The organism is Serratia sp. LSHTC3, assembly GCF_057197125.1.
This window is the reverse complement of record NZ_JBXUNP010000001.1, coordinates 472702-492883: the sequence shown is the minus strand read 5'-3', so window position 1 is coordinate 492883 and position 20182 is coordinate 472702. Positions and strand designations below refer to the sequence as shown.

Here is a 20182-nt window from a genome sequence, read left to right as displayed (position 1 = left end):
GCTGTAAACCGCGCCGGCCCTGCGTTATCGGGGTTCGGCGCCAACGCGCTGTTAGGAAAAATACCTAATTTCCGCGACTTCGATCAAAATCGTGGTTGTAGACAGTTTTTTAGAATATTAAATCAGATCAATATGCCGTTTTTTTCTAACGTTTAATAAAGCGCCAAACGATCGGTTTTTTCAGTTTTTCAGTAAAATCTGATCTCGCTTATTGACAAGCTTGTCGCGCCAGTCACGGCGCGCACTGCGAACGGCAAGTTACATTTCACCCCCAAGTTATCCACAAATTAGGCCGGTTTTGTTCACTTGCAAACGCCGTTTTTTCTCACTATCTTGTTACCTCACCGACATACAACCCCTATATATAGTGTTTACATACTGAGCAGAGCGACTACACTTCTGCTTAGGGGCACCATACGGACAGGTAAAACACCACATGAACCAAAGTCTGCTTGTAACTAAACGCGATGGCCGTAAAGAGCGCATCAACCTCGACAAAATCCACCGGGTCATCGATTGGGCCGCAGAAGGATTGCACAACGTCTCGGTTTCTCAAGTAGAGTTGCGTTCCCACATTCAGTTTTATGACGGCATCAAAACCGCCGACATTCACGAAACCATCATCAAAGCCGCTGCCGATCTGATCTCCCGCGATGCGCCGGACTATCAGTACCTGGCCGCTCGCCTGGCGATCTTCCACCTGCGCAAAAAGGCTTACGGCCAGTTCGAGCCGCCGAAGCTGCACGCTCACGTGACGCGCATGGTCGAGATGGGCAAATACGATAAACATCTGCTGGAAGACTACAGCGCTGAAGAGTTCGAGCAGATGGACTCCTTTATCGATCACTGGCGCGACATGAACTTCTCTTATGCCGCCGTCAAGCAGCTGGAAGGCAAGTATCTGGTGCAGAACCGCGTCAGCGGCGAGATCTACGAAAGCGCCCAGTTCCTGTACATGCTGGTGTCCGCGTGCCTGTTCTCCAACTACCCGCGTGAAACTCGCCTGGACTACGTCAAACGTTTCTACGACGCGATTTCCACCTTCAAGATTTCGCTGCCTACGCCGATCATGTCAGGCGTGCGCACCCCAACCCGTCAGTTCAGCTCCTGTGTGCTGATCGAGTGCGGCGACAGCCTGGACTCCATCAACGCCACCTCCAGCGCCATTGTGAAATACGTTTCGCAACGCGCCGGCATCGGCATCAACGCCGGCCGCATCCGCGCGCTGGGCAGCCCGATCCGTGGCGGGGAAGCTTTCCATACCGGCTGCATTCCGTTCTACAAACACTTCCAGACCGCTGTCAAATCCTGCTCGCAGGGCGGCGTGCGCGGTGGCGCGGCAACGCTGTTCTACCCGATGTGGCACCTGGAAGTGGAAAGCCTGCTGGTGCTGAAAAACAACCGCGGCGTTGAAGGCAACCGCGTGCGCCACATGGACTACGGCGTGCAGTTGAACCGTCTGATGTACCAGCGCCTGATCAAAGGCGAAGACATCACCTTGTTCAGCCCGTCCGACGTGCCGGGGCTGTATGACGCATTCTTCGCCGATCAGGACGAATTCGAGCGCCTGTACACCCAGTACGAAAAAGACGACAGCATTCGCCAGAAGCGCGTGAAAGCGGTTGAGCTGTTCTCGCTGATGATGCAAGAACGCGCTTCTACCGGCCGCATCTACATCCAGAACGTCGACCACTGCAACACCCACAGCCCGTTCGATCCGCAGATCGCGCCGGTGCGTCAGTCCAACCTGTGCCTGGAAATCGCCCTGCCGACCAAGCCGCTGGAAGACGTCAACGACGAGAACGGCGAAATTGCGCTGTGCACCCTGTCCGCCTTCAACCTGGGCGCGATCGACAGCCTGGACGATCTGGAAGAGCTGGCGACCCTGGCGGTGCGTTCACTCGACGCCCTGCTGGATTATCAGGATTATCCGATCAAGGCCGCGCACCGTGGCGCGATGGGTCGTCGCACCCTGGGCATTGGCGTGATCAACTTCGCCTATTACCTGGCGAAAAACGGCGTGCGCTACTCCGACGGCAGCGCCAACAACCTGACCCACAAAACGTTCGAAGCCATTCAGTACTACCTGCTGAAAGCCTCCAACCGCCTGGCTCAGGAACAAGGCGCTTGCCCGTGGTTCAACGAAACCACCTATTCGCAGGGCATCCTGCCGATCGACACCTACAAGAAAGACCTGGATGCGATCTGCAACGAGCCGCTGCACTACGACTGGGAAACCCTGCGCAAAGAGATCCAGGAAACCGGTCTGCGCAACTCGACGCTGTCCGCCCTGATGCCGTCGGAAACCTCTTCGCAGATTTCCAACGCCACCAACGGCATCGAGCCGCCGCGCGGCCACATCAGCATCAAGGCGTCGAAAGACGGCATCCTGCGCCAGGTGGTGCCGGAGTATGAGCGTCTGAAAGACAACTACGAGCTGCTGTGGGAAATGCCGAGCAACGACGGCTATCTGCAGCTGGTGGGGCTGATGCAGAAATTCATCGACCAGTCGATTTCGGCCAACACCAACTACGATCCGACCCGCTTCCCGGGCGGCAAGGTGCCGATGAAGCAGCTGTTGAAAGACCTGCTCACCACCTACAAGTTCGGCGTGAAAACGCTGTACTACCAAAACACCCGCGACGGCGCGGAAGACGCCCAGGAAGATTTGCAGCCTGCCAAGGCCGGCGATGATGACTGCGAAAGCGGCGCCTGCAAGATCTAAAGTTTGACCTAGCGGGCCGGAATTTTCCGGCCCCTTCATTTAGCCACGTTACGATGGATTCAGGCTTATGGCTTACACCACTTTTTCTCAGACCAAAAACGACCAGCTGCAAGAGCCGATGTTCTTCGGCCAGTCGGTAAACGTTGCGCGTTTCGACCAGCAAAAGCATGAAATCTTCGAAAAACTGATCGAAAAACAGCTCTCCTTCTTCTGGCGCCCGGAAGAGGTTGACGTCTCTCGCGATCGCATCGATTATCAGGCGCTGCCGGAGCACGAGAAGCACATCTTCATCAGCAACCTGAAGTATCAGACCCTGCTGGACTCCATTCAGGGCCGCAGCCCGAACGTCGCCCTGCTGCCGCTGATCTCGATCCCTGAACTGGAAACCTGGGTGGAAACCTGGTCGTTCTCCGAGACCATCCACTCCCGTTCCTACACCCACATCATCCGCAACATCGTCAACGATCCGGCGCTGGTGTTCGACGACATCGTCACCAACGAAGAGATCAAGAAGCGCGCGAAAGACATTTCCGGCTACTACGACGATCTGATCGAGATGACCAGCTACTATCACCTGCTGGGTGAAGGCACCCACCAGGTGAACGGTAAAACCGTCACCGTCAATCTGCGTGCGCTGAAGAAGCAGCTGTACCTGTGCCTGATGAGCGTGAACGCGCTGGAAGCGATCCGTTTCTACGTCAGCTTTGCCTGCTCCTTCGCGTTCGCCGAGCGCGAATTGATGGAAGGCAACGCCAAGATCATCAAACTGATCGCCCGCGACGAAGCGCTGCACCTGACCGGCACCCAGCACATGCTGAACCTGATGCGTTCCGGCGCCGACGATCCTGAAATGGCAGAGATCGCCGAGGAGTGCCAGCAAGAGTGCTACGATCTGTTCGTGCTGGCCGCCCAGCAGGAGAAAGAGTGGGCGGAATACCTGTTCCGCGACGGCTCGATGATTGGCCTGAACAAAGACATCCTGTGCCAGTATGTGGAATACATCACCAATATCCGCATGCAGGCGGTCGGCCTCGGTCTGCCGTTCGAAACCCGCTCCAACCCGATCCCGTGGATCAACGCCTGGTTGGTGTCCGACAACGTGCAGGTAGCGCCGCAGGAAGTGGAAGTGAGCTCCTACCTGGTTGGCCAGATCGACTCGGAGATCAACGCCGACGACCTGAGCGACTTCGAACTGTAAGCGATGGCGACGCCAACCGTAACGCTGCGCGCCGCCGGCACGCAGCTCTCTTGCCCCAACAGTGAAAACTGCCTGCTCGACGTGCTGGAGCTGCACGACGTGCAGGTGGAGTACCAATGCCGCTCCGGTTATTGCGGCGCCTGCCGCCTGAAGCTGGTGAAAGGCGAAGTAGCCTACCGCCAACAGCCGCTGGCGTTTATCAACGCCGGCGAGATCCTGCCCTGCTGCTGCATGCCGCTGACGGATATCGAGCTGGAAATTTAACGTCGGGTGCCGGAAACCGCGCCTGGAGACCAGAAGGCGGGGTTGCCCCCGCCCTATGATTACCGCTTCACCTCACACGCCAACCTGATCAGGATAGTGATATTTTCCTGGTAGATTTTCAGCTCGCACAGCGAGTCTCTTATCATCCAGATAAATAACAAAACCGTAATACATACAACGGTTAGCGAGTGAAACACATGCCTTAAGCGCATGCTTGCCTCCTTGCTGTGAAGGGGCTACCATACCGGTGTCTAGGCGGTATGTGCAGCCCCATTCTGATTGAGAGTCAGTCTGGGGCTTTCATCTATCCGCCTTGTCACACAATGCCCAAGACGAACAGTCTCAAGCACCCGTCAAGAGAGTAACCGCATTCCCTCACCGCGAATATCCCCTATAAGATCATGATTAATCAGGGATATATAACTATCCTCAAAGTATTTCGCTTAGCGCCCCTTTCCCGCCGATGTGGAAAAATAACGCGCCGGGGAATCGCCGAAGGCTTTACGAAACATGGCGATAAAATTGCTCGGCGAGGCATACCCCAGCGCCTCCGCAATCTGCAGCACCGTTTCGCCTTCGGCCAGCTTCGCCAACGCATATGACAACCGGGCCTGCTGACGCCACTGGGCAAAACTCAACCCCGTCTCGCCGATCATCAGCCGCCGCAGGGTACGCGGCGACATCGCCCCCCATTCAGCCCACGCCTCCAGTGAACGTTCGCTCCCCGGTTGCGCCAGCAAGGCCTGCAGAACGCCGGCCAGGCGCGGATGGGACGACATCGGCAAATACAGCGGCTCCGTCGGCGCCTGACGTATTTCATCCCGCATCACCTGCGCCATACGATCCTGCTCCAGGGTAAGCGCGCAGCGTTTATCCCAGCCTTCCGCACGCTGAGCCAGCGCCTGCAGCACGGCGCTGATGCCGATAACGCAAGGTGTATTCGACAGCTCGTGGCAGGCCTCCGGCGCCAGCAGCAAACTCCAGCCGCTCAGCGCGCCGCAGACCTGTACCCGGTGCTCCGTCGCCGGCGGGATCCAACCCGCCCGCTGAGGCGGCAGCACCCAATCGCCCTGCGCCGTGCGTACATGCAACAAGCCGCTTTCGACGCACAGCAACTGCCCGCGCACATGCTGATGCCAGTCGTATTCTCGCGTGCCCAACCGATACTCCCGGCCTGCCGCGTCGCGGCCGCCAAGGGCGATCAGCCAGGGGCCCGTCGACCATTCGCTGCAGTCAGCGTCGAGGGCGTGAAGGTTCGCATTCATATTGGCCACTAATCACTATTTTTAGTCCAGATACCGTTATACCAACCTTTTCCTGCGCCGACATAATGAAATGCTTCCGGCCGCGACCGTCTGTGGCCACTGTTTCACGAGGGAATATGATGACAACACTCAGCATTGGCATTATCGGCGCAGGGCCCGGCGGCCTGTGTCTGGCTCAGGGACTGCGCCGTTTCGGCATCCACGCCACGGTATTTGAACGCGACGCCACACCGCAGGCGCGCGATCAGGGCTACCGGCTGCGCATCGATCCGTCGGGCCAGCAGGCGCTGGCAGCCTGCCTGCCGCCGGCACACTACCGGTTGCTCTGCGCCGGCAGCGCGCAAAACAGCGGCGAGAGCAATCTATGGGATCCGCAGCTTGCCCCGCTCACCAGCCGACGCCCCGAGCACTGGTTGCCCTCCAGCCAGCGCCAAACGCAAGAACCGAGCGGCGATCTCGGCATTCATCGCCAAACGCTGCGCGAGATCCTGCTTGCCGGCCTGCAAGACCAGGTGCGCTTCGGCCATACCTTGCGTGAATTTGCACAAACGCCGCAGGGCGTGGAATTGCAGTTCGCCAACGGCGAGCAAGTGCGGGTCGATGTGCTGATCGCCGCCGACGGCGTCAACTCGCTGGTGCGGCGGCGCTGCCTGCCCGAGGCGGGGCCCGAAGACAGCGGCGCGGTCACCCTTTACGGTAAAACGCCGCTCGATGCGGCGACCCGGGCCCAATTGGCCCCCGAGCTGCTGAACGGCGTATCGGTGATCTTCGCCGACGGCGTGTCGCTGGTGGTTGAACCGATGCGCTTTCAGGCCCCCATGGCGCAGCTGGCGGCCGACTACGCACCCGATTGCCGCCTCTCACCGGTCGACGACTATCTCTATTGGGCCTGTATCGGATCGGCTGGGCGTCTCGGCGGGCCGGTGCGAACTGAGGGAACCGCTGCGCTGCAGGCGCGCGTACGGCATATCTCGCAGGGATGGGCGCCCGCCTTGCAAACGGCGTTAGCGCTGGCGGATCCCCTGTCGCTCAGCGTGCGGACGGTGCAGGTTACGGCGGCGATGCCAGAATGGCACAGCGAACGCATCGCCTTTCTCGGCGACGCCGTGCACGCCATGAGCCCGGCGGGTGGGCTCGGCGCCAACACCGCGCTGGTAGACGCCGCCAGCCTGGCGGCGCATCTGGCGCACTCAGACAGCGCCGCGCAGGCGCTCAGGAACTACGGTACAGAGCTGCAAACGCGAGGCGCCGCGGCAATACGTCTTTCACGCCTGGCGTCCGAACGGCTGATGCAGCGCGATGAAGCCGACAAGACGGGAGACTCAGCAACGCCAATACCCGTCACTCGATAATTTCCACCACCTCCAGCCAGGCGTTTTTACCGCACGCCTGGCCCCCATTCAGCCAACGGCGCAGCATATCCAGCGCCAGCATCGCCACCGACTCCTGCCGCAGCCGCAGGCCGTGGCGCGACGCGCGATAACGCACGGTCTGGCCAATGCCGCCGCGCGGCGTGTGCAGCGCAATGCTGACCTGCTCATCGCGCATGGCGCTGACCGCCAACGCCAACGGCGCACCGGTCAATTCCGCCAGCGAGCGGGCGCGCGCCAGCGTCGTTTCCAGCGTTTCGATGCAGTGCGCCGGCAGCAGCTCGCCACCCGCCAGCGGCGCCCCTTCGCTCTGCAGCTGCAGATTGATCAAACCGCCGCTGAACTGCTCGCTCAACGCCAGCTTCAGCCCTTGCTGATTCAGCCGCTGCGTCAGCGTCGCCGGCAACCCGTCGGTGCCTTCAAAGATGCAGTTGTCCCCCGCCACTTCGCGCACGCGTCGCCAGGCCAGCTCCATCTCCGCACGCCGGCTTTCCGGCCCGGTCAGCTTCAGTTCGATGATCGGGCTGGAGGAACGGTAACCCAACACCACATCCGGCGGCAGCGGCAGGCTGTCCAGCTCGGCGGCCAGATCGCTCTCGGAGGTGCCGAAGGTCGTCAGGCGCAGGCACAGCGGCGGCGCCGGCAAGGTGAAGCGCTGGCGCAGACGCGGCACGATCTGCTGTTCGACCATCACTTTGAATTCCGACGGCACGCCGGGGGTGAAGAACATCAGGCATTGGTTCAGCTGCAGCGCGAACCCGCAGGCGGTGCCTACCGGGTTATCCAGCATTTCCGCGTTGGCCGGGATCTGCGCCTGCTTGCGATTGGAAGGGGCCATCGGCCGCCCGCGCTCGGCGAAATAGGCTTCCATGCGCGCCAACCAGTCAGCCCGTTCGACCAGCTCTACGCCGCTGGCTTTCGCGGCGGCCAGCGCGCTGAGATCGTCGCTGGTCGGCCCCAGGCCGCCGTTGACGATCAACACATCGGCGATGTGGCTGCGTTCCTGCAGGATCTCGATCAACGCAGAGAGGCTGTCCCCGACCGTTTCACGCCCGCTCATCGGCACCCCCTGCTGGAACAGGTAGTCCGCCAGCCAGGCGGCGTTGGTATCAATAATTTGCCCGTGCAGCACCTCATCGCCGGTGCTGAGCATCTCCACCCTTAACATTGATCTCTCCCACATTTTTTGGTCATTCCACTATAGAAGCCCGTAAATAACTTTTCACTAGCCGCCTGCGGATAATTTCAGCCATGGGTTCGTTTCTCATGCGCCATGCAGCACGCTGCAATGTAAACATTAATGTACACCATGCGTAACGTCGGTTTGACACAAATTAGGGCTTCCACTATCCTGCCATCCTCATAAATCGTTACCTATAATTTTCAAAATCTTTCGGCTGGTAGAGAAAAAACGTGAAGAATCGCACTCTTGGCAGTGTTTTTATCGTGGCGGGCACCACCATTGGCGCCGGGATGCTGGCGATGCCGCTGGCGGCGGCCGGCGTCGGCTTCGGCGTCACGCTGGCCTTACTGGTCGGGCTGTGGCTGTTGATGTGTTACACCGCGCTGCTGCTGGTAGAGGTTTACCAGCATGAGCAGGCGGATACCGGTCTGGGTACCCTCGCCAAACGTTATCTCGGCGGCGGCGGCCAGTGGCTGACCAGCTTCAGCATGATGTTCCTGATGTACGCCCTCACCGCCGCCTACATTAGCGGCGCCGGCGAACTGCTCGCCACCAGCATCAGCCAATGGACATCGCAGGACTTCCCGGTGTCGCTCGGCGTTCTGTTGTTCACCCTGGTGGCCGGCGGCGTGGTGTGCATCGGCACCCACTCGGTCGACTTGTTCAACCGTATCCTGTTCAGCGCCAAAGTGGTATTTCTGGTGGTGATGCTCGGCCTGATGTTGCCGAATATCCACCAAACCAACCTGATGACGTTGCCGCTGGAGCAAGGCCTGGCGCTGTCGGCTATTCCGGTGATCTTCACCTCCTTCGGCTTCCACGGCAGCGTGCCGAGCATCGTCAACTACATGGGCGGCAACATTCGCAAACTGCGCTGGGTGTTTATCATCGGCAGCGCCATCCCGCTGATGGCCTATATCTTCTGGCAACTGGCGACGCTGGGCAGCATCAGCTCCGACACCTTCGTCGGCATTCTGGCGCAGCAGGCCGGGCTGAACGGCCTGTTGCAGGCGGTGCGTGATGCAGTAGCTTCGCCGCACGTTGAACTGGCGGTGCACCTGTTCGCCGATCTGGCGCTGGCGACCTCGTTCCTCGGCGTGGCGCTTGGGCTGTTCGATTTCCTGGCCGACCTGTTCAAGCGGCAAGATAACGTGCGTGGCCGCCTGCAAACCGGCGCCATCACCTTCCTGCCGCCGCTGGCCTTCGCGCTGTTCTATCCACGCGGTTTCGTGCTGGCGTTGGGATTCGCCGCCATCGCCCTGTCGGTACTGGCGCTGCTGCTGCCTTCGCTGCTGGTGTGGAAAACCCGCCAAAAACATCAGGCGCAGTATCGCGTCTGGGGCGGCACCCCTGCGCTGGCGCTGGTGTTTGTCTGCGGGGTAACGGTGATCGCCATCCAACTGGGCATCGCCAGCGGCATGCTGCCGGCGGTCGGGTAAGCGACGAAAGACAAGAAATGATAAAGAGAAAGGGGCCGCAATGGCCCCTTTTTGCTGAGCGTCAGAAGCTCAGCCCTACGCCGACATAAGGGCCATCGGCCAGGGTGTTGTCGCGACGCCCGTCTTTGCCTTCCATCTGCATGTAACGGTAGCCCACGTCCACGCTCAGCGGACGGAACTTCCAGCGCAGGCCGCCGCTGGCTTCGTTATAGGCCTTCACGCCGCTGGTGAAAGACTCAGGGGCAAAGTAACCTTCGCCGTGCAGGCTGAAGTAACGGTTAATCTCCCACTCCAGGCCGCCGCCCAGCGCCACCGCCCCGCCGCTCTTCCCGTCTTTCGGGCTGAGGTACAGCGCTTTGGCGCCCACGGTCGCCGTCAACGGCCCCAGCGGCACGCCGAAGTTCAACCCCACGCTGCCGACGTTGCCGTCGTGGTCGCTGCGCGCCCAGTTGCCGGTCAGGCCCAGACCTGAAGAGCCGGTGCTCATGCCAACGCCCAGGTTGGTGTAGTGCTGCCCGGCTTCGCCCGACACGCTGATGGCGTTCGCCGCGCCGGTCACCAACAGCAATCCTGCCGCGCACGCGACCCAAGTCTTTTTCATCATCTTTCCCTCTGGTTTGTCATCCGTATCGAATGTTCGAATCAACGCATAATAATAACGTCACGAGTCTATACCAAAGCGCAATGCGTATTTAAGGGATAAAAGCGAAAAAATTCTTCAATAATCAAATAAATGTAAATATTTGCAAACAGTAATCTATATTCGTCAAGGCGATGCCAACGATAACCGAGACCTATTTGCCGTCGCTCGGCAATAGGGCTACAACTAGTAGTGGCTTTGACCAAGGTCAGGGGAAGAAGCCCCGCCAAAGGACTATGCTGATGAACGCTTAAACCGCCCGAGTCTTTACTTAAATGCACTACGATAAGGAGCAAGTGATGAGCAAGAAAGGACTGACCACCGCAGCCGGCGCCCCGGTTGTCGATAACAATAACGTGATCACCGCAGGCAAACGCGGCCCGATGCTGTTGCAGGACGTGTGGTTCCTGGAAAAACTGGCCCACTTCGACCGTGAAGTCATCCCCGAGCGCCGCATGCATGCCAAGGGATCCGGCGCCTACGGTACCTTTACCGTCACCCACGACATCACCCGCTACACCCGCGCCAAGATCTTCTCCGAAATCGGTAAGCAGACCGACATGTTTATCCGCTTCTCCACCGTCGCCGGTGAACGCGGCGCCGCCGACGCCGAACGCGACATTCGCGGCTTCGCCATGAAGTTCTATACCGAAGAAGGCAACTGGGATCTGGTGGGTAACGATACGCCGGTGTTCTATCTGCGCGATCCGCTGAAATTCCCCGATCTCAACCACGTGGTGAAACGCGATCCGCATACCAACCTGCGCAACCCGGTCTACAAGTGGGACTTCTTCTCCCACCTGCCGGAATCACTGCACCAGTTGACCATCGACTTCAGCGATCGCGGTATTCCGAAGTCCTACCGCCACATGCACGGCTTCGGCAGCCACACCTTCAGCTTTATCAATGCCGCCAACGAACGTTTCTGGGTGAAATTCCACTTCCGCTGCGAACAAGGCATTGAAAACCTGATGGATGAAGAGGCAGAAGCGATCATCGCCAAGGATCGCGAAAGCTCACAGCGCGATCTATTCGAGGCGATCAAACGCGGCGACTTCCCGCGCTGGAAGCTGCAAATTCAGATCATGCCGGAACACGAGGCCTCGCAGACGCCCTATAACCCGTTCGATCTGACCAAGGTGTGGCCGCACGGCGACTACCCGCTGATCGACGTCGGCTATTTCGAGCTCAACCGCAATCCCGACAACTACTTCTCCGAGGTCGAGCAGGTGGCGATGAACCCCGCCAACGTGGTGCCGGGCATCAGCTTCTCGCCGGATAAAATGCTGCAGGGCCGTCTGTTCTCCTATGGCGATGCGCACCGCTACCGCCTGGGCGTCAATCACCACCAGATCCCGGTGAACGGCGCCAAATGTCCGTTCCACAACTACCATCGCGACGGCGCGATGCGCGTGGACGGCAACAGCGGCAACGGCGCCACCTACGAGCCGAACAGCTTCGGCCTGTTCCAGGAGCAGCCGGACTTCAGCGAACCACCGCTGAGCATTGAGGGCGCGGCCGACCACTGGAACCATCGTGAAGACGACGATTACTACAGCCAGCCGCGCGCGCTGTTCAACCTGCTGAGCGCCGAAGAGCACCAGCGCATGTTCACCCGCATCGCCGGCGAACTGTCGCAGGTGCCGGAACAAATTCAGCGCCGTCAGGTCGAGCTGTTCACCAAGGTGCACCCGGACTACGGCGCCGGCGTCGCCAAGGCGTTGGGGCTGAAATAACCTCCTGCTGCCATCCACTCAGCCGCCCTTTCGGGCGGCTTTTTTATGCCTGGGAGAGACGCTGCGCCACCCACTGCTGCAACTGGCGGCGCGAAATCTTGATGCCGCCGTTTTTCAGCTCGTCAGGCAGCGGAAGCAATGCCGTCGGGCGTTGGAAATTGGCCAGCTTATCCTGCGACCAGGCGAGCAGCGCCCCCAACGACAGCCCCGGATCGCCGTCGATCACCGCCACCGGCCGCTGGCCGAATTCGGCGTCCGCCACCGGCACTACAAACGCCTGCGTGATCTGCGGGTGCGCCGCCAGCACACGTTCGATATCCTCGGGCTGCACCCCTTCGCCGCCGCTGAAAAACAGGTTGTCCAGCCGGCCGAGAATGCGCAGTTCCCCCTCCGCCATCACGCCGCGATCGCGGGTCGCGAACCAGCCCTGCTCATCGGCCAACGGCTGCAGATGCCCATGACGCCAGTAGCCGAGCGCCAGGCTGTCGGCGCGGATCCAGACCTCTTCGTCCACCAGTTTTACTTCGCGGCCGCCGAGCGGCAGGCCGACGCCTGGCCGCGCATCGGCGCGCTTGGCGCACACCGTGGAGGCCAGTTCGGTCAGCCCGTAGCCGCACCAGCAGCGGATCCCCGCCGCCTCCGCCCGTTCGGTCAGCTCCACCGGGATCATCGCGCCGCCGAGCAGCACCGCTTTCAACGTCATGCCCGTCAGCGGTTGCGCCAACAGCCGCCAGAGCTGCGTCGGCACCAGCGAAGCATGCGTGCATCCTGCCAATGCCTCCGCCAGCGGGTGCGTCTCGCGCACCGCCAGCCGCGCGCCCGCCGCCAACCAGCGCCAGACGATGCCCTGGCCGGAGACGTGAAACAGCGGCAGTGACAGCAGCCAGCAATCCTCGCGTTGAAAATCCATCAGCTGCAACACCCCGGCGGCGCTGGCCAGATGGTTGGCGTAGCTGTGTGCCGCCGCCTTCGGCATGCCGCTGGAACCGGAAGTCAACGTCAGCGTCGCCAGACGCTGCGCATCCCACGTCGGCAGGTCTGGCCAACGCGGCTCGGTCGAGGGAGGCGTCAATCGAATCACCTCTTCCGGCAGCGCCAGCAACGAGTCCGGGCCGAAGACAAAGGTCATATCCAATTCCGGCAACAGCTGCGCCAGCAGCGGCGCCGGCAAGGCGGGATTGAGCGGCAACAGGCGTGCGCCGCACTGCAACAGCGCCAGATAGGCCAGCAGCAGTGGATAGCTGTTTTTACCGCACAGCGCCACGCCGCAGCCCGGTTCAACGCCCTGATGCTGGAAATCCGCCGCCAGTTCATCCACCTGGCTTTGCAACGCCAGCCAGCTCAGCGGTTGTTCGCCGAGCAACAGCGCCGTCGCCTGCGGCTGAAGGCGCGCCCAGTGCCGCCACGGCCAATCGTTCAACGGCGCCATAGACACTCCAGCGCCGAAACATCCAGCAGCGGCAACGCGCAGCCCGGCCACGGGCGCAGCACCTGCGCCTGCATCAATCCCAGCGTGTCCAGGCCCGGCACGGTATCCGGCGTCAGCCAATGGGCAATGCGCGCCAGTTGGGTCAACCCCAGGCTGGATTCGAGGCTGGAACTGATCACTGCCGTCAGGCCCGCCGCGTGCGCCTGCGCCACCAGCGTCTGGCAACGCGCCAGGCTGCCGACCAGCGTCGGTTTGATCACGATGGCCGCCACGCCCGGCTCGGCCTGCACCACAAAATCCGCCTCGCGCACGCTCTCATCCCAGGCGATGGCAATGCCGGTCGCCCGGGCGAAGTCGCGCGATTCATCACGGGTCTTGCAGGGCTCCTCCAAAAAAGCGATGCGATCGCGCCACGCTGGGTTAACGTACCTGGCGAAGCCGTCGGCCTTGGCGCGGGTCCAGCTGCGGTTGGCGTCCAGCCGCAGCCGCAGATCCGGCAGCGCCTCCAGCAGCACGTTGACGATCATGCCGTCACGCACCGCCTCATACAGCCCTACTTTCACCTTGGCGACTTTCTCGCCCGGCAAAGCGCTCAATGTCTCGAACAGCTCGTCCGGATCGCCGGTGCACAGCGGCGCCTTGCGAAAATCCGCCTGCGTCGGCAAACGCTGCTCCAGCTCGGCCTGCGCGCAGCTCAGCCCAAAGGCCACCGAGGGCAGCTCGCTGTCATCCGGTTCGTTGCCCGCCAGCCACGCCTGCAGCCAGTCCAATGCGGCCCGTTCGGCCTGCGCCGGCGTTTCCCGGCTGAACTCCGGCAGCGGCGCGATCTCGCCCCACCCCTCACGCTCGCCCTGACACAGCTGCACCACCCATCCGTCACGCGTTTTCAACCGCTGATTGCGCAGCACCACGCCCGCCTCCATCGGCAGGCTGTAACGGTATAGCGCCGCGCTGCGGTTTGCCCCGCTCATTACGGGTTACGCTTGAATTTGCTGAAATCCGGCTGGCGCTTCTCGTTGAACGCGTTGCGCCCTTCCTGCCCTTCGTCGGTCATGTAGAACAGCATGGTGGCGTTGCCCGCCAGCTCCTGCAAACCGGCCTGGCCGTCGCAGTCGGCATTCAGCGCCGCCTTCAGGCAGCGCAGCGCCATCGGGCTGTTCTGCAGCATTTCGCGGCACCAGCGCACCGTCTCTTTTTCCAGATCGGCCAGCGGCACCACGGTATTGACCAGCCCCATGTCCAGCGCGGCGGCGGCGTCATACTGGCGGCACAGGAACCAGATTTCGCGCGCCTTCTTCTGACCGACGATGCGCGCCATGTAAGACGCGCCCCAGCCGCCGTCGAACGAGCCCACTTTCGGGCCGGTCTGGCCGAAGATGGCGTTATCCGCCGCGATGGTCAGATCGCACATCATGTGCAACACGTGGCCGCCGCCGATCGAATAGCCGGCCACCATCGCCACCACCGGTTTCGGGCAGGTGCGGATCTGGCGCTGGAAGTCCAGCACGTTGAGGTGGTGTACGCCGCTGTCGTCGCGATAGCCGCCGTAGTCGCCGCGCACTTTCTGATCGCCGCCGGAGCAGAATGCCTTATCGCCGGCGCCGGTGAGAATAATGACGCCGATGCCGTCGTCGTAACGGGCGTTGGCCAGCGCGTCGAGCATCTCTTTGACCGTTTGCGGGCGAAACGCATTGCGCACCTGCGGCCGGTTGATGGTGATTTTGGCGATGCCGTCGGCGGACTTGTGATACAGAATGTCTTCGAAATCGCCGGTGCAATCCTGCCAGGCGATGGCGGCATACAGCTGTTCTTCATTCGGATAAAGCATGTTCGGTTCCTTTAACCAGGGTTAACGAGAAAGGTCTGCAGCTCGGCGACGAACTCCTGCGGATTGGCCAGATGCGCGTTGTGGCCGGCCTGCGGCACGATGCGCAACGGCAACCCGGCGTCGCGCGCCAGCCGTTGAAATTTGGGGTCGTTCTCACCGCACAGCACCCGCAGCGGCACGGTCAGTTGGCGCAGCTGCGGCGCCAGATAGGGCTGTCGCCCGAGCGACGTGGCTTCGAGCATGTCGGCGATCGCCGGGCCGCTGTTGACCGAGCGCGCGGCGATCAGCGCCTGGCGGTGCACGTGGCTAAGCTCTTTGAACACCGGTTGCTGATACCAGTCCGCCAGGACTTCGGCAATCGGCTCACTGCGAAAACGCGCCGCCCACCGCGCATCCTGCTCGCAACGGTCGCGGCGCAGTTGTTCGTCCTCAAGCCCCGGATTGCCGCCCTCGACCAGCACGCCTTGCAGACCGTCGTGGCGTCCGTGGCAAGCGTGATACATGGCGATGCGCCCGCCAAGCGAGTAGCCCACCAGCCAATAACGTTCGATATTGCGCAGTTGCAGGGTCGCGGCGATTTGCGCGCTGATGTCGTCGAAGCCGCGGCAGCTCACCGCCACGGAATCGCCGTGGCCGGGCAGATCGATGGCCAACGACGGCCATTCCGGGCAGCGCGCGGCGATCACCCGCCATTCATTGTTGTTGCCGAGCAGGCCATGCAACCATATCAGCCAGGGGCGGCCCGCTTCGCCCTGTTGCAAAATTCGCGTCGCCAGCATCATTGCACCGCCATCTGTTGCACCAGGTATTGCAGGCTTTCGGCCCCTGCGCTCGGCGGCACCTGCAGCTCTATCAACGTGGCGCCGCCGCGCCGCCAGCCTTGCTCAACCGCCTGTTGCAACTGGCTCCAGTTTTCCGGCCGCGCATAGTCAAGCTGGAACATCGCCGCCGCGTGGCTGAACTCAACGTTCTGCGGCATGCAGTAAAAGCGCTGACGCTCCTCTTCCGGCGTCGGCAGCAGCGAGAAAATTTGGCCGCCGTTGTTATTGACGACGATCAGCACCGTCGGCGCCGAACAGTGGCGCAGCAGCGCCAGCGCATTGAGGTCATACAGGGCGGAAAGGTCGCCCACCACCGCCAACGTCGGCCTGGCGGTGGCGCGCTGTACGCCGGCGGCGGTGGAAATCAGACCGTCGATGCCGCTGGCGCCGCGGTTGCTGAATACCGGGTAAGCGGCAGGCAGCATCGTTAACGCGTCGATCAGTCGCACCACCAGGCTGTTGCCGAGAAACAGCTGGCCGTTCTCCGGCAGCAGTTCCGGCAGGCGGTGCGCCAGCTGCGCTTCGCCAAAGTTATCGTGCAGATGCGTGGACGCCGCCGTCAACGCTTTATCCGCCAGCGCTGCCAGCCCGGCGGCCCACGGCGCGCGCGGTTGCGCGGGATGCTGCGCCAACCACTGCGCCACGCCGGCGCGCAGGCGCCGCCCCCGGTGTTGGGCCGGATCGAGCCGCCCCGGCAGCTCGTCGATAATCCAATATTCTTCCGGCTGACACTGCGCCTGCCATTGCAGCAGGCGTTTGCCGGTCAGGCTGCCGCCGAACTGCACCACCAGCTGCGCATCTTGCAGTACGCGCTGCGCCTGCGGATGCGCGAGCCACAAATCGGCGCAGGGCAGCGGTTGCCCGGTCTGCGACAGCACATCGCCGATCAGCGGCCAGCCCAGCGTTTCGGCCCAGTCGGCCACCTGCGCGCCCTCTTGTGCGCTCATGCGACCGGCCAGCACCACGCCGCGCTTTTGCCGCCAGGAGAACCAGTCCGGCTGCGGCGACGGCGCCGTACGCGTCTCGCTTTCCTGCAGCCACGGACGATCGCTCTGCCACCAGTCGCCCAGCGCGGCGGACCAATCGGCATAGTGACGCTCATCGCCGCCGTACAGCGGTTCGGCGAACGGGCAGTTGATATGCAAAGCGCCATGCTGCAGGCGCGCCATCGCGCTGTCGACGCTGGAGGCCAGCCACGCGGCCGGAATATCCGGCGTCGGACGCGGCAGATCGATCGCCAACGTCGGGTGGCTGCTGTAGAGACCGTTTTGACGGATCGCCTGATTGGCGCCGCAGTCGATCAGTTCCGGCGGCCGATCGGCGGTGAGAAACACCAGCCGTTCACCGGTCAGGCCGGCTTCGATCAACGCGGGATAAAGGTTCGCCGCCGCGGTGCCGGACGTAACGATCACCGCCACCGGCTCACGCGCCGCCTTCGCCAGCCCGAGCGCCAAATGGCCGAGCCCGCGCTCATCAAAATGGGTATGGCAGATAAACGATCGGTTGGCCGCGGCGGCCAGCGTCAGCGGCGTGGAGCGCGATCCCGGAGCGATACAAACATGCCGCACCCCATGGCGGGCCAGCGCCTCGAGCAGCACAGCCGCCCACCGGCGATTAAAAACACTTGTCGACATAGTTCGCTCACAAGTCAGTTAGCAGAGATCGTCCCCGGCGCAGCCGACGGACGCCGCGCCTGTAGTTACGTTCTGTATTATATGAGGTGTTATTTTCACGGCTTTTGCGCCAGCGCAAGAACGCCGTATATCCCTGGGTGTTTACACCAGATAATTGTTTGATTTAGAACAAAAAACAAACAATTAAAACACAAACACTTTACACTTGCGGCGACGCCGGCTCAATCCGTCCATACAAAAACAAGGGAGATAAAGGTGCTCCAACGGCGGCCAGCGGGAAGTATAGGCGGGATAAGGGAAAGCGATCGGGGAAACGGCGGGATGAACGACACAGTCTGCAGAAAAGCACGAGGCGGCCTGCGCCGCCCCGATGACATGATTTATTTGCGGGCCAGCAGCAGCCCCAGCACCAGCCCGACGGTGGCACCGATGCCTACGCTGTGCCAGGGTTTATCCCGCACGTAGTCGTCGGTGCGGTGCACCGCTTCTTTGGCGCGCGCATAGTAGGATTCGCCGGTGTTCGCCCAGCGCGCCTTGACCTCACTCAGCGCCTGCTCGGCGTGCGACTTGATGTCAATGTAGGCCTGATCCGCGCGATCGCCGGTGTATTGCAACACTTCTTCCAGCGTCTCGGTCAGCATTCTCAGATCGTCATCCAGCGTAGTTTGCTCAGCATCCGAATGTCTTGCCATAGTGAGATCTCCGTGGTTGAAAAATTAAGCGTTCCTACACTATAGACAAGGATCGTCGCCTGCGGCCATCGGACTTTTACCCTAAAACACCAATTGCACCTTGGCGGCCTGGCGCTTGTCGCCGGCAAACTCCAGCGCCTGCGCCAGTTGGTCCCCGGCGAATTCCGCCGACAACAGCGGCAGCGGATCGACCACATCGCCGGCCAGCCAGGCCACCGCCAGCGCGAATTCCGCCACGAAGCGAAACGATCCGAGCAGGTTCAACTCTTTGGCGATCAACAACATCAGCGGGAAATCAGGGAAGCTGCCGCCCATGCCGACCTGCACCACGGTGCCTTTGGCGCGGGTGATCTCCAGACAGCGCTGCAGCGACAGCGGGTGCCCCGCCACTTCGAAGGCGACATCGAAGTAGCCCTTGTCCTGCTGATAGTCGCTAAAATCGTCATCCGCGGCATGCAGGCACCGATTGGCCCCCATTTGGCTGGCGATCGCCAAGCAGCGCGGACTGAGATCGGCGCAGACAATCTCGGCGGCGCCCAGCGCTTTCAGCGCCGCCACCAGCAGACAGCCGATCGGGCCGACGCCGGACACGAAGATCTTTTTCCCCGCCACATCGCCGGGCTGCTTCGCCGCGTGGACAGCCGCCGCCAGCGGTTCGGCGAACACCATCACCCTGTCGTCGCGATCGGCGGCGTAAGGAATGCACTGCGCGCTATCCACCACTTTGTATTGGGTAAAAGCGCCGTCGACGTGCGGAAAATACATCGCGCTGCCGAAAAAGCGCATCTCGACGCATTGATTGCTTTGCTGCTCCAGACAGTATTTGCACTGCCCGCAGGGTTTGCTGGGATTGAGCGCCACCTTCTGACCGGCCGGCAACTGCGGCGAATCGCTGGCGACCACCTCACCGATCACCTCATGGCCCAGCACCATCGGCTGACGCACCTGAAAATTGCCGACCTTGCCTTCCTGGAAGTAATGCAGATCCGAGCCGCAGATGCCGCCGCGGCTGATTTTCACCAGCGTTCCCTGCCCTCGATAATCCACTTCTTGCGCGATCACCGCCACGTCTCGCTTGCCTTTGACCACGTAGGACTGAGTTTGAATTTTCATCGCAAGACTCCACGGAAAAAGATTACACCGCCGCCGACATGCCGCCATCGACAAACAGCAGTTGCCCGTTGACGAAGGCGGAGGCGTCGGCGGCCAGGAACACCGCCGCGCCGATCAGCTCCTGCGGATCGCCCCAGCGCGCGGCGGGCGTGCGTTGGGTCAGCCAGGCGGTGAAGGCCGGATCGTCGGCCAGCGCCTGCGTCATCTCGGTTTTGAAGTAGCCGGGGGCAATGCCGTTGACCTGAATGTTGTAGCGCGCCAGCTCCACGCACATGCCGCGCGTGAGCATTTTCACCGCCCCTTTGGACGCCGCATAAGGGGTGATGGTGTCGCGGCCCAGCTCACTTTGCATCGAGCCGATGTTGACTATCTTGCCGCGCCGGCGCGGCACCATGTAACGCGCCACGGTCTGCGACACGATGAAGACCGCCTTCTGGTTGACGGCAATGATGTCGTCCCAGTCTTGCTCCGGAAACTCGGTGAACGGGTGGCGGCGCTGGATGCCGGCGTTGTTGATCAAAACGTCTATCGCGCCGATGTCCGCTTCGATACGGTCGATGGCGGCATGCACCGCCTGGGAATCGGTGACATCGAACGCCGCCGCCTCGGCGCGCAGCCCCTCTTCGCGCAAACGTTCGGCGGCGTGCCGGGCATGCTCTTCGGTGGTGGCGTTGACCAGAATATGCGCGCCTTGCTGCGCCAGGCCGCGTGCCAGCAGAAAACCGATGCCGCGCGAGGCGCCGGTGATCAAGACGGTCTTGTTATCCAGTGAAAACAGATTGTTCATAGTGATTCCCGGCCATCAGGCCTCCAATCGGACAGGCTTCTATCTCAGCCGATTGTTA

At 61.7% G+C, this 20182-nt stretch carries 18 protein-coding genes; 6 read left to right on the top strand and 12 right to left on the bottom strand.

The features are described from left to right. The first annotated feature begins 436 nt into the window (after positions 1–436). From nrdA to yfaE, 3 genes are all read left to right on the top strand, one after another. Positions 437–2725, top strand: coding sequence for a class 1a ribonucleoside-diphosphate reductase subunit alpha (gene nrdA / locus AC2CGI_RS02385; RefSeq protein WP_016926928.1), 2289 nt, complete (start codon positions 437–439; stop codon positions 2723–2725). Positions 2726–2792: 67 nt separating this feature from the next. After that, positions 2793–3923 carry a class Ia ribonucleoside-diphosphate reductase subunit beta gene (gene nrdB / locus AC2CGI_RS02380; protein WP_004935915.1) on the top strand — a complete coding sequence of 377 codons (1131 nt, stop codon included), beginning with the start codon at positions 2793–2795 and terminating at the stop codon, positions 3921–3923. Between the two features lie 3 nt (positions 3924–3926). Then, on the top strand, positions 3927–4187 hold the full coding sequence (gene yfaE / locus AC2CGI_RS02375; protein WP_019453695.1) for a class I ribonucleotide reductase maintenance protein YfaE: 261 nt from the start codon (positions 3927–3929) through the stop codon (positions 4185–4187). Between the two features lie 59 nt (positions 4188–4246). Here yfaE and AC2CGI_RS02370 read toward each other — a convergent pair whose 3' ends face one another. Next, positions 4247–4399, bottom strand: a complete 153-nt coding sequence (locus AC2CGI_RS02370; RefSeq protein ID WP_004935921.1) for a Hok/Gef family protein — start codon at positions 4397–4399, stop codon at positions 4247–4249. A 231-nt stretch (positions 4400–4630) separates the two neighbouring features. Then, a complete protein-coding gene (locus AC2CGI_RS02365; protein WP_076740592.1) occupies positions 4631–5452 on the bottom strand; it encodes an AraC family transcriptional regulator in 822 nt (273 codons plus the stop codon). 116 nt (positions 5453–5568) lie between these two features. Here AC2CGI_RS02365 and AC2CGI_RS02360 point away from each other — a divergent pair, with 116 nt between their 5' ends. Next, on the top strand, positions 5569–6804 hold the full coding sequence (locus AC2CGI_RS02360) for an FAD-dependent oxidoreductase (RefSeq protein WP_232471550.1): 1236 nt from the start codon (positions 5569–5571) through the stop codon (positions 6802–6804). Here AC2CGI_RS02360 and AC2CGI_RS02355 read toward each other — a convergent pair. Continuing rightward, positions 6794–7990: a nicotinamide mononucleotide deamidase-related protein YfaY gene (locus AC2CGI_RS02355; protein WP_076740590.1), complete on the bottom strand. Its 1197-nt coding sequence runs from the start codon at positions 7988–7990 to the stop codon at positions 6794–6796. The genes AC2CGI_RS02360 and AC2CGI_RS02355 overlap by 11 nt on opposite strands. A gap of 245 nt (positions 7991–8235) precedes the next feature. Between AC2CGI_RS02355 and tyrP the strand changes: the two genes are divergently transcribed. Beyond that, a complete protein-coding gene (tyrP, locus tag AC2CGI_RS02350; protein WP_015378562.1) occupies positions 8236–9444 on the top strand; it encodes a tyrosine transporter TyrP in 1209 nt (402 codons plus the stop codon). A 61-nt stretch (positions 9445–9505) separates the two neighbouring features. Here tyrP and AC2CGI_RS02345 read toward each other — a convergent pair whose 3' ends face one another. Next, positions 9506–10045: a YfaZ family outer membrane protein gene (locus tag AC2CGI_RS02345; protein ID WP_004935943.1), complete on the bottom strand. Its 540-nt coding sequence runs from the start codon at positions 10043–10045 to the stop codon at positions 9506–9508. Between the two features lie 338 nt (positions 10046–10383). Here AC2CGI_RS02345 and katA point away from each other — a divergent pair, with 338 nt between their 5' ends. Then, a complete protein-coding gene (katA, locus tag AC2CGI_RS02340) occupies positions 10384–11820 on the top strand; it encodes a catalase KatA (RefSeq protein ID WP_015378563.1) in 1437 nt (478 codons plus the stop codon). Between the two features lie 43 nt (positions 11821–11863). Here katA and menE read toward each other — a convergent pair whose 3' ends face one another. From menE to idnO, 8 genes are all read right to left on the bottom strand, one after another. Further along, positions 11864–13249 carry an o-succinylbenzoate--CoA ligase gene (gene menE, locus AC2CGI_RS02335; RefSeq protein WP_076740589.1) on the bottom strand — a complete coding sequence of 462 codons (1386 nt, stop codon included), beginning with the start codon at positions 13247–13249 and terminating at the stop codon, positions 11864–11866. Beyond that, entirely contained in the window at positions 13237–14220 is a 984-nt protein-coding gene (gene menC, locus AC2CGI_RS02330; protein WP_076740588.1) for an o-succinylbenzoate synthase, read from the bottom strand. The genes menE and menC overlap by 13 nt, the downstream gene beginning before the upstream one ends. Continuing rightward, positions 14220–15077 carry a 1,4-dihydroxy-2-naphthoyl-CoA synthase gene (menB, locus tag AC2CGI_RS02325; RefSeq protein WP_015378566.1) on the bottom strand — a complete coding sequence of 286 codons (858 nt, stop codon included), beginning with the start codon at positions 15075–15077 and terminating at the stop codon, positions 14220–14222. The genes menC and menB overlap by 1 nt, the downstream gene beginning before the upstream one ends. A gap of 11 nt (positions 15078–15088) precedes the next feature. Then, positions 15089–15859, bottom strand: coding sequence for a 2-succinyl-6-hydroxy-2,4-cyclohexadiene-1-carboxylate synthase (gene menH / locus AC2CGI_RS02320; RefSeq protein WP_076740587.1), 771 nt, complete (start codon positions 15857–15859; stop codon positions 15089–15091). After that, positions 15856–17532, bottom strand: a complete 1677-nt coding sequence (menD, locus tag AC2CGI_RS02315) for a 2-succinyl-5-enolpyruvyl-6-hydroxy-3-cyclohexene-1-carboxylic-acid synthase (protein ID WP_075684555.1) — start codon at positions 17530–17532, stop codon at positions 15856–15858. The genes menH and menD overlap by 4 nt, the downstream gene beginning before the upstream one ends. A 380-nt stretch (positions 17533–17912) precedes the next feature. Continuing rightward, entirely contained in the window at positions 17913–18224 is a 312-nt protein-coding gene (elaB, locus tag AC2CGI_RS02310; RefSeq protein WP_004935964.1) for a stress response protein ElaB, read from the bottom strand. A gap of 81 nt (positions 18225–18305) precedes the next feature. Beyond that, complete coding sequence (gene idnD, locus AC2CGI_RS02305; RefSeq protein ID WP_076740586.1) at positions 18306–19337, bottom strand: L-idonate 5-dehydrogenase; 1032 nt, start codon at positions 19335–19337, stop codon at positions 18306–18308. A gap of 22 nt (positions 19338–19359) precedes the next feature. Beyond that, positions 19360–20124: a gluconate 5-dehydrogenase gene (idnO, locus tag AC2CGI_RS02300; protein ID WP_033632515.1), complete on the bottom strand. Its 765-nt coding sequence runs from the start codon at positions 20122–20124 to the stop codon at positions 19360–19362. Positions 20125–20182 lie beyond the last annotated feature (58 nt).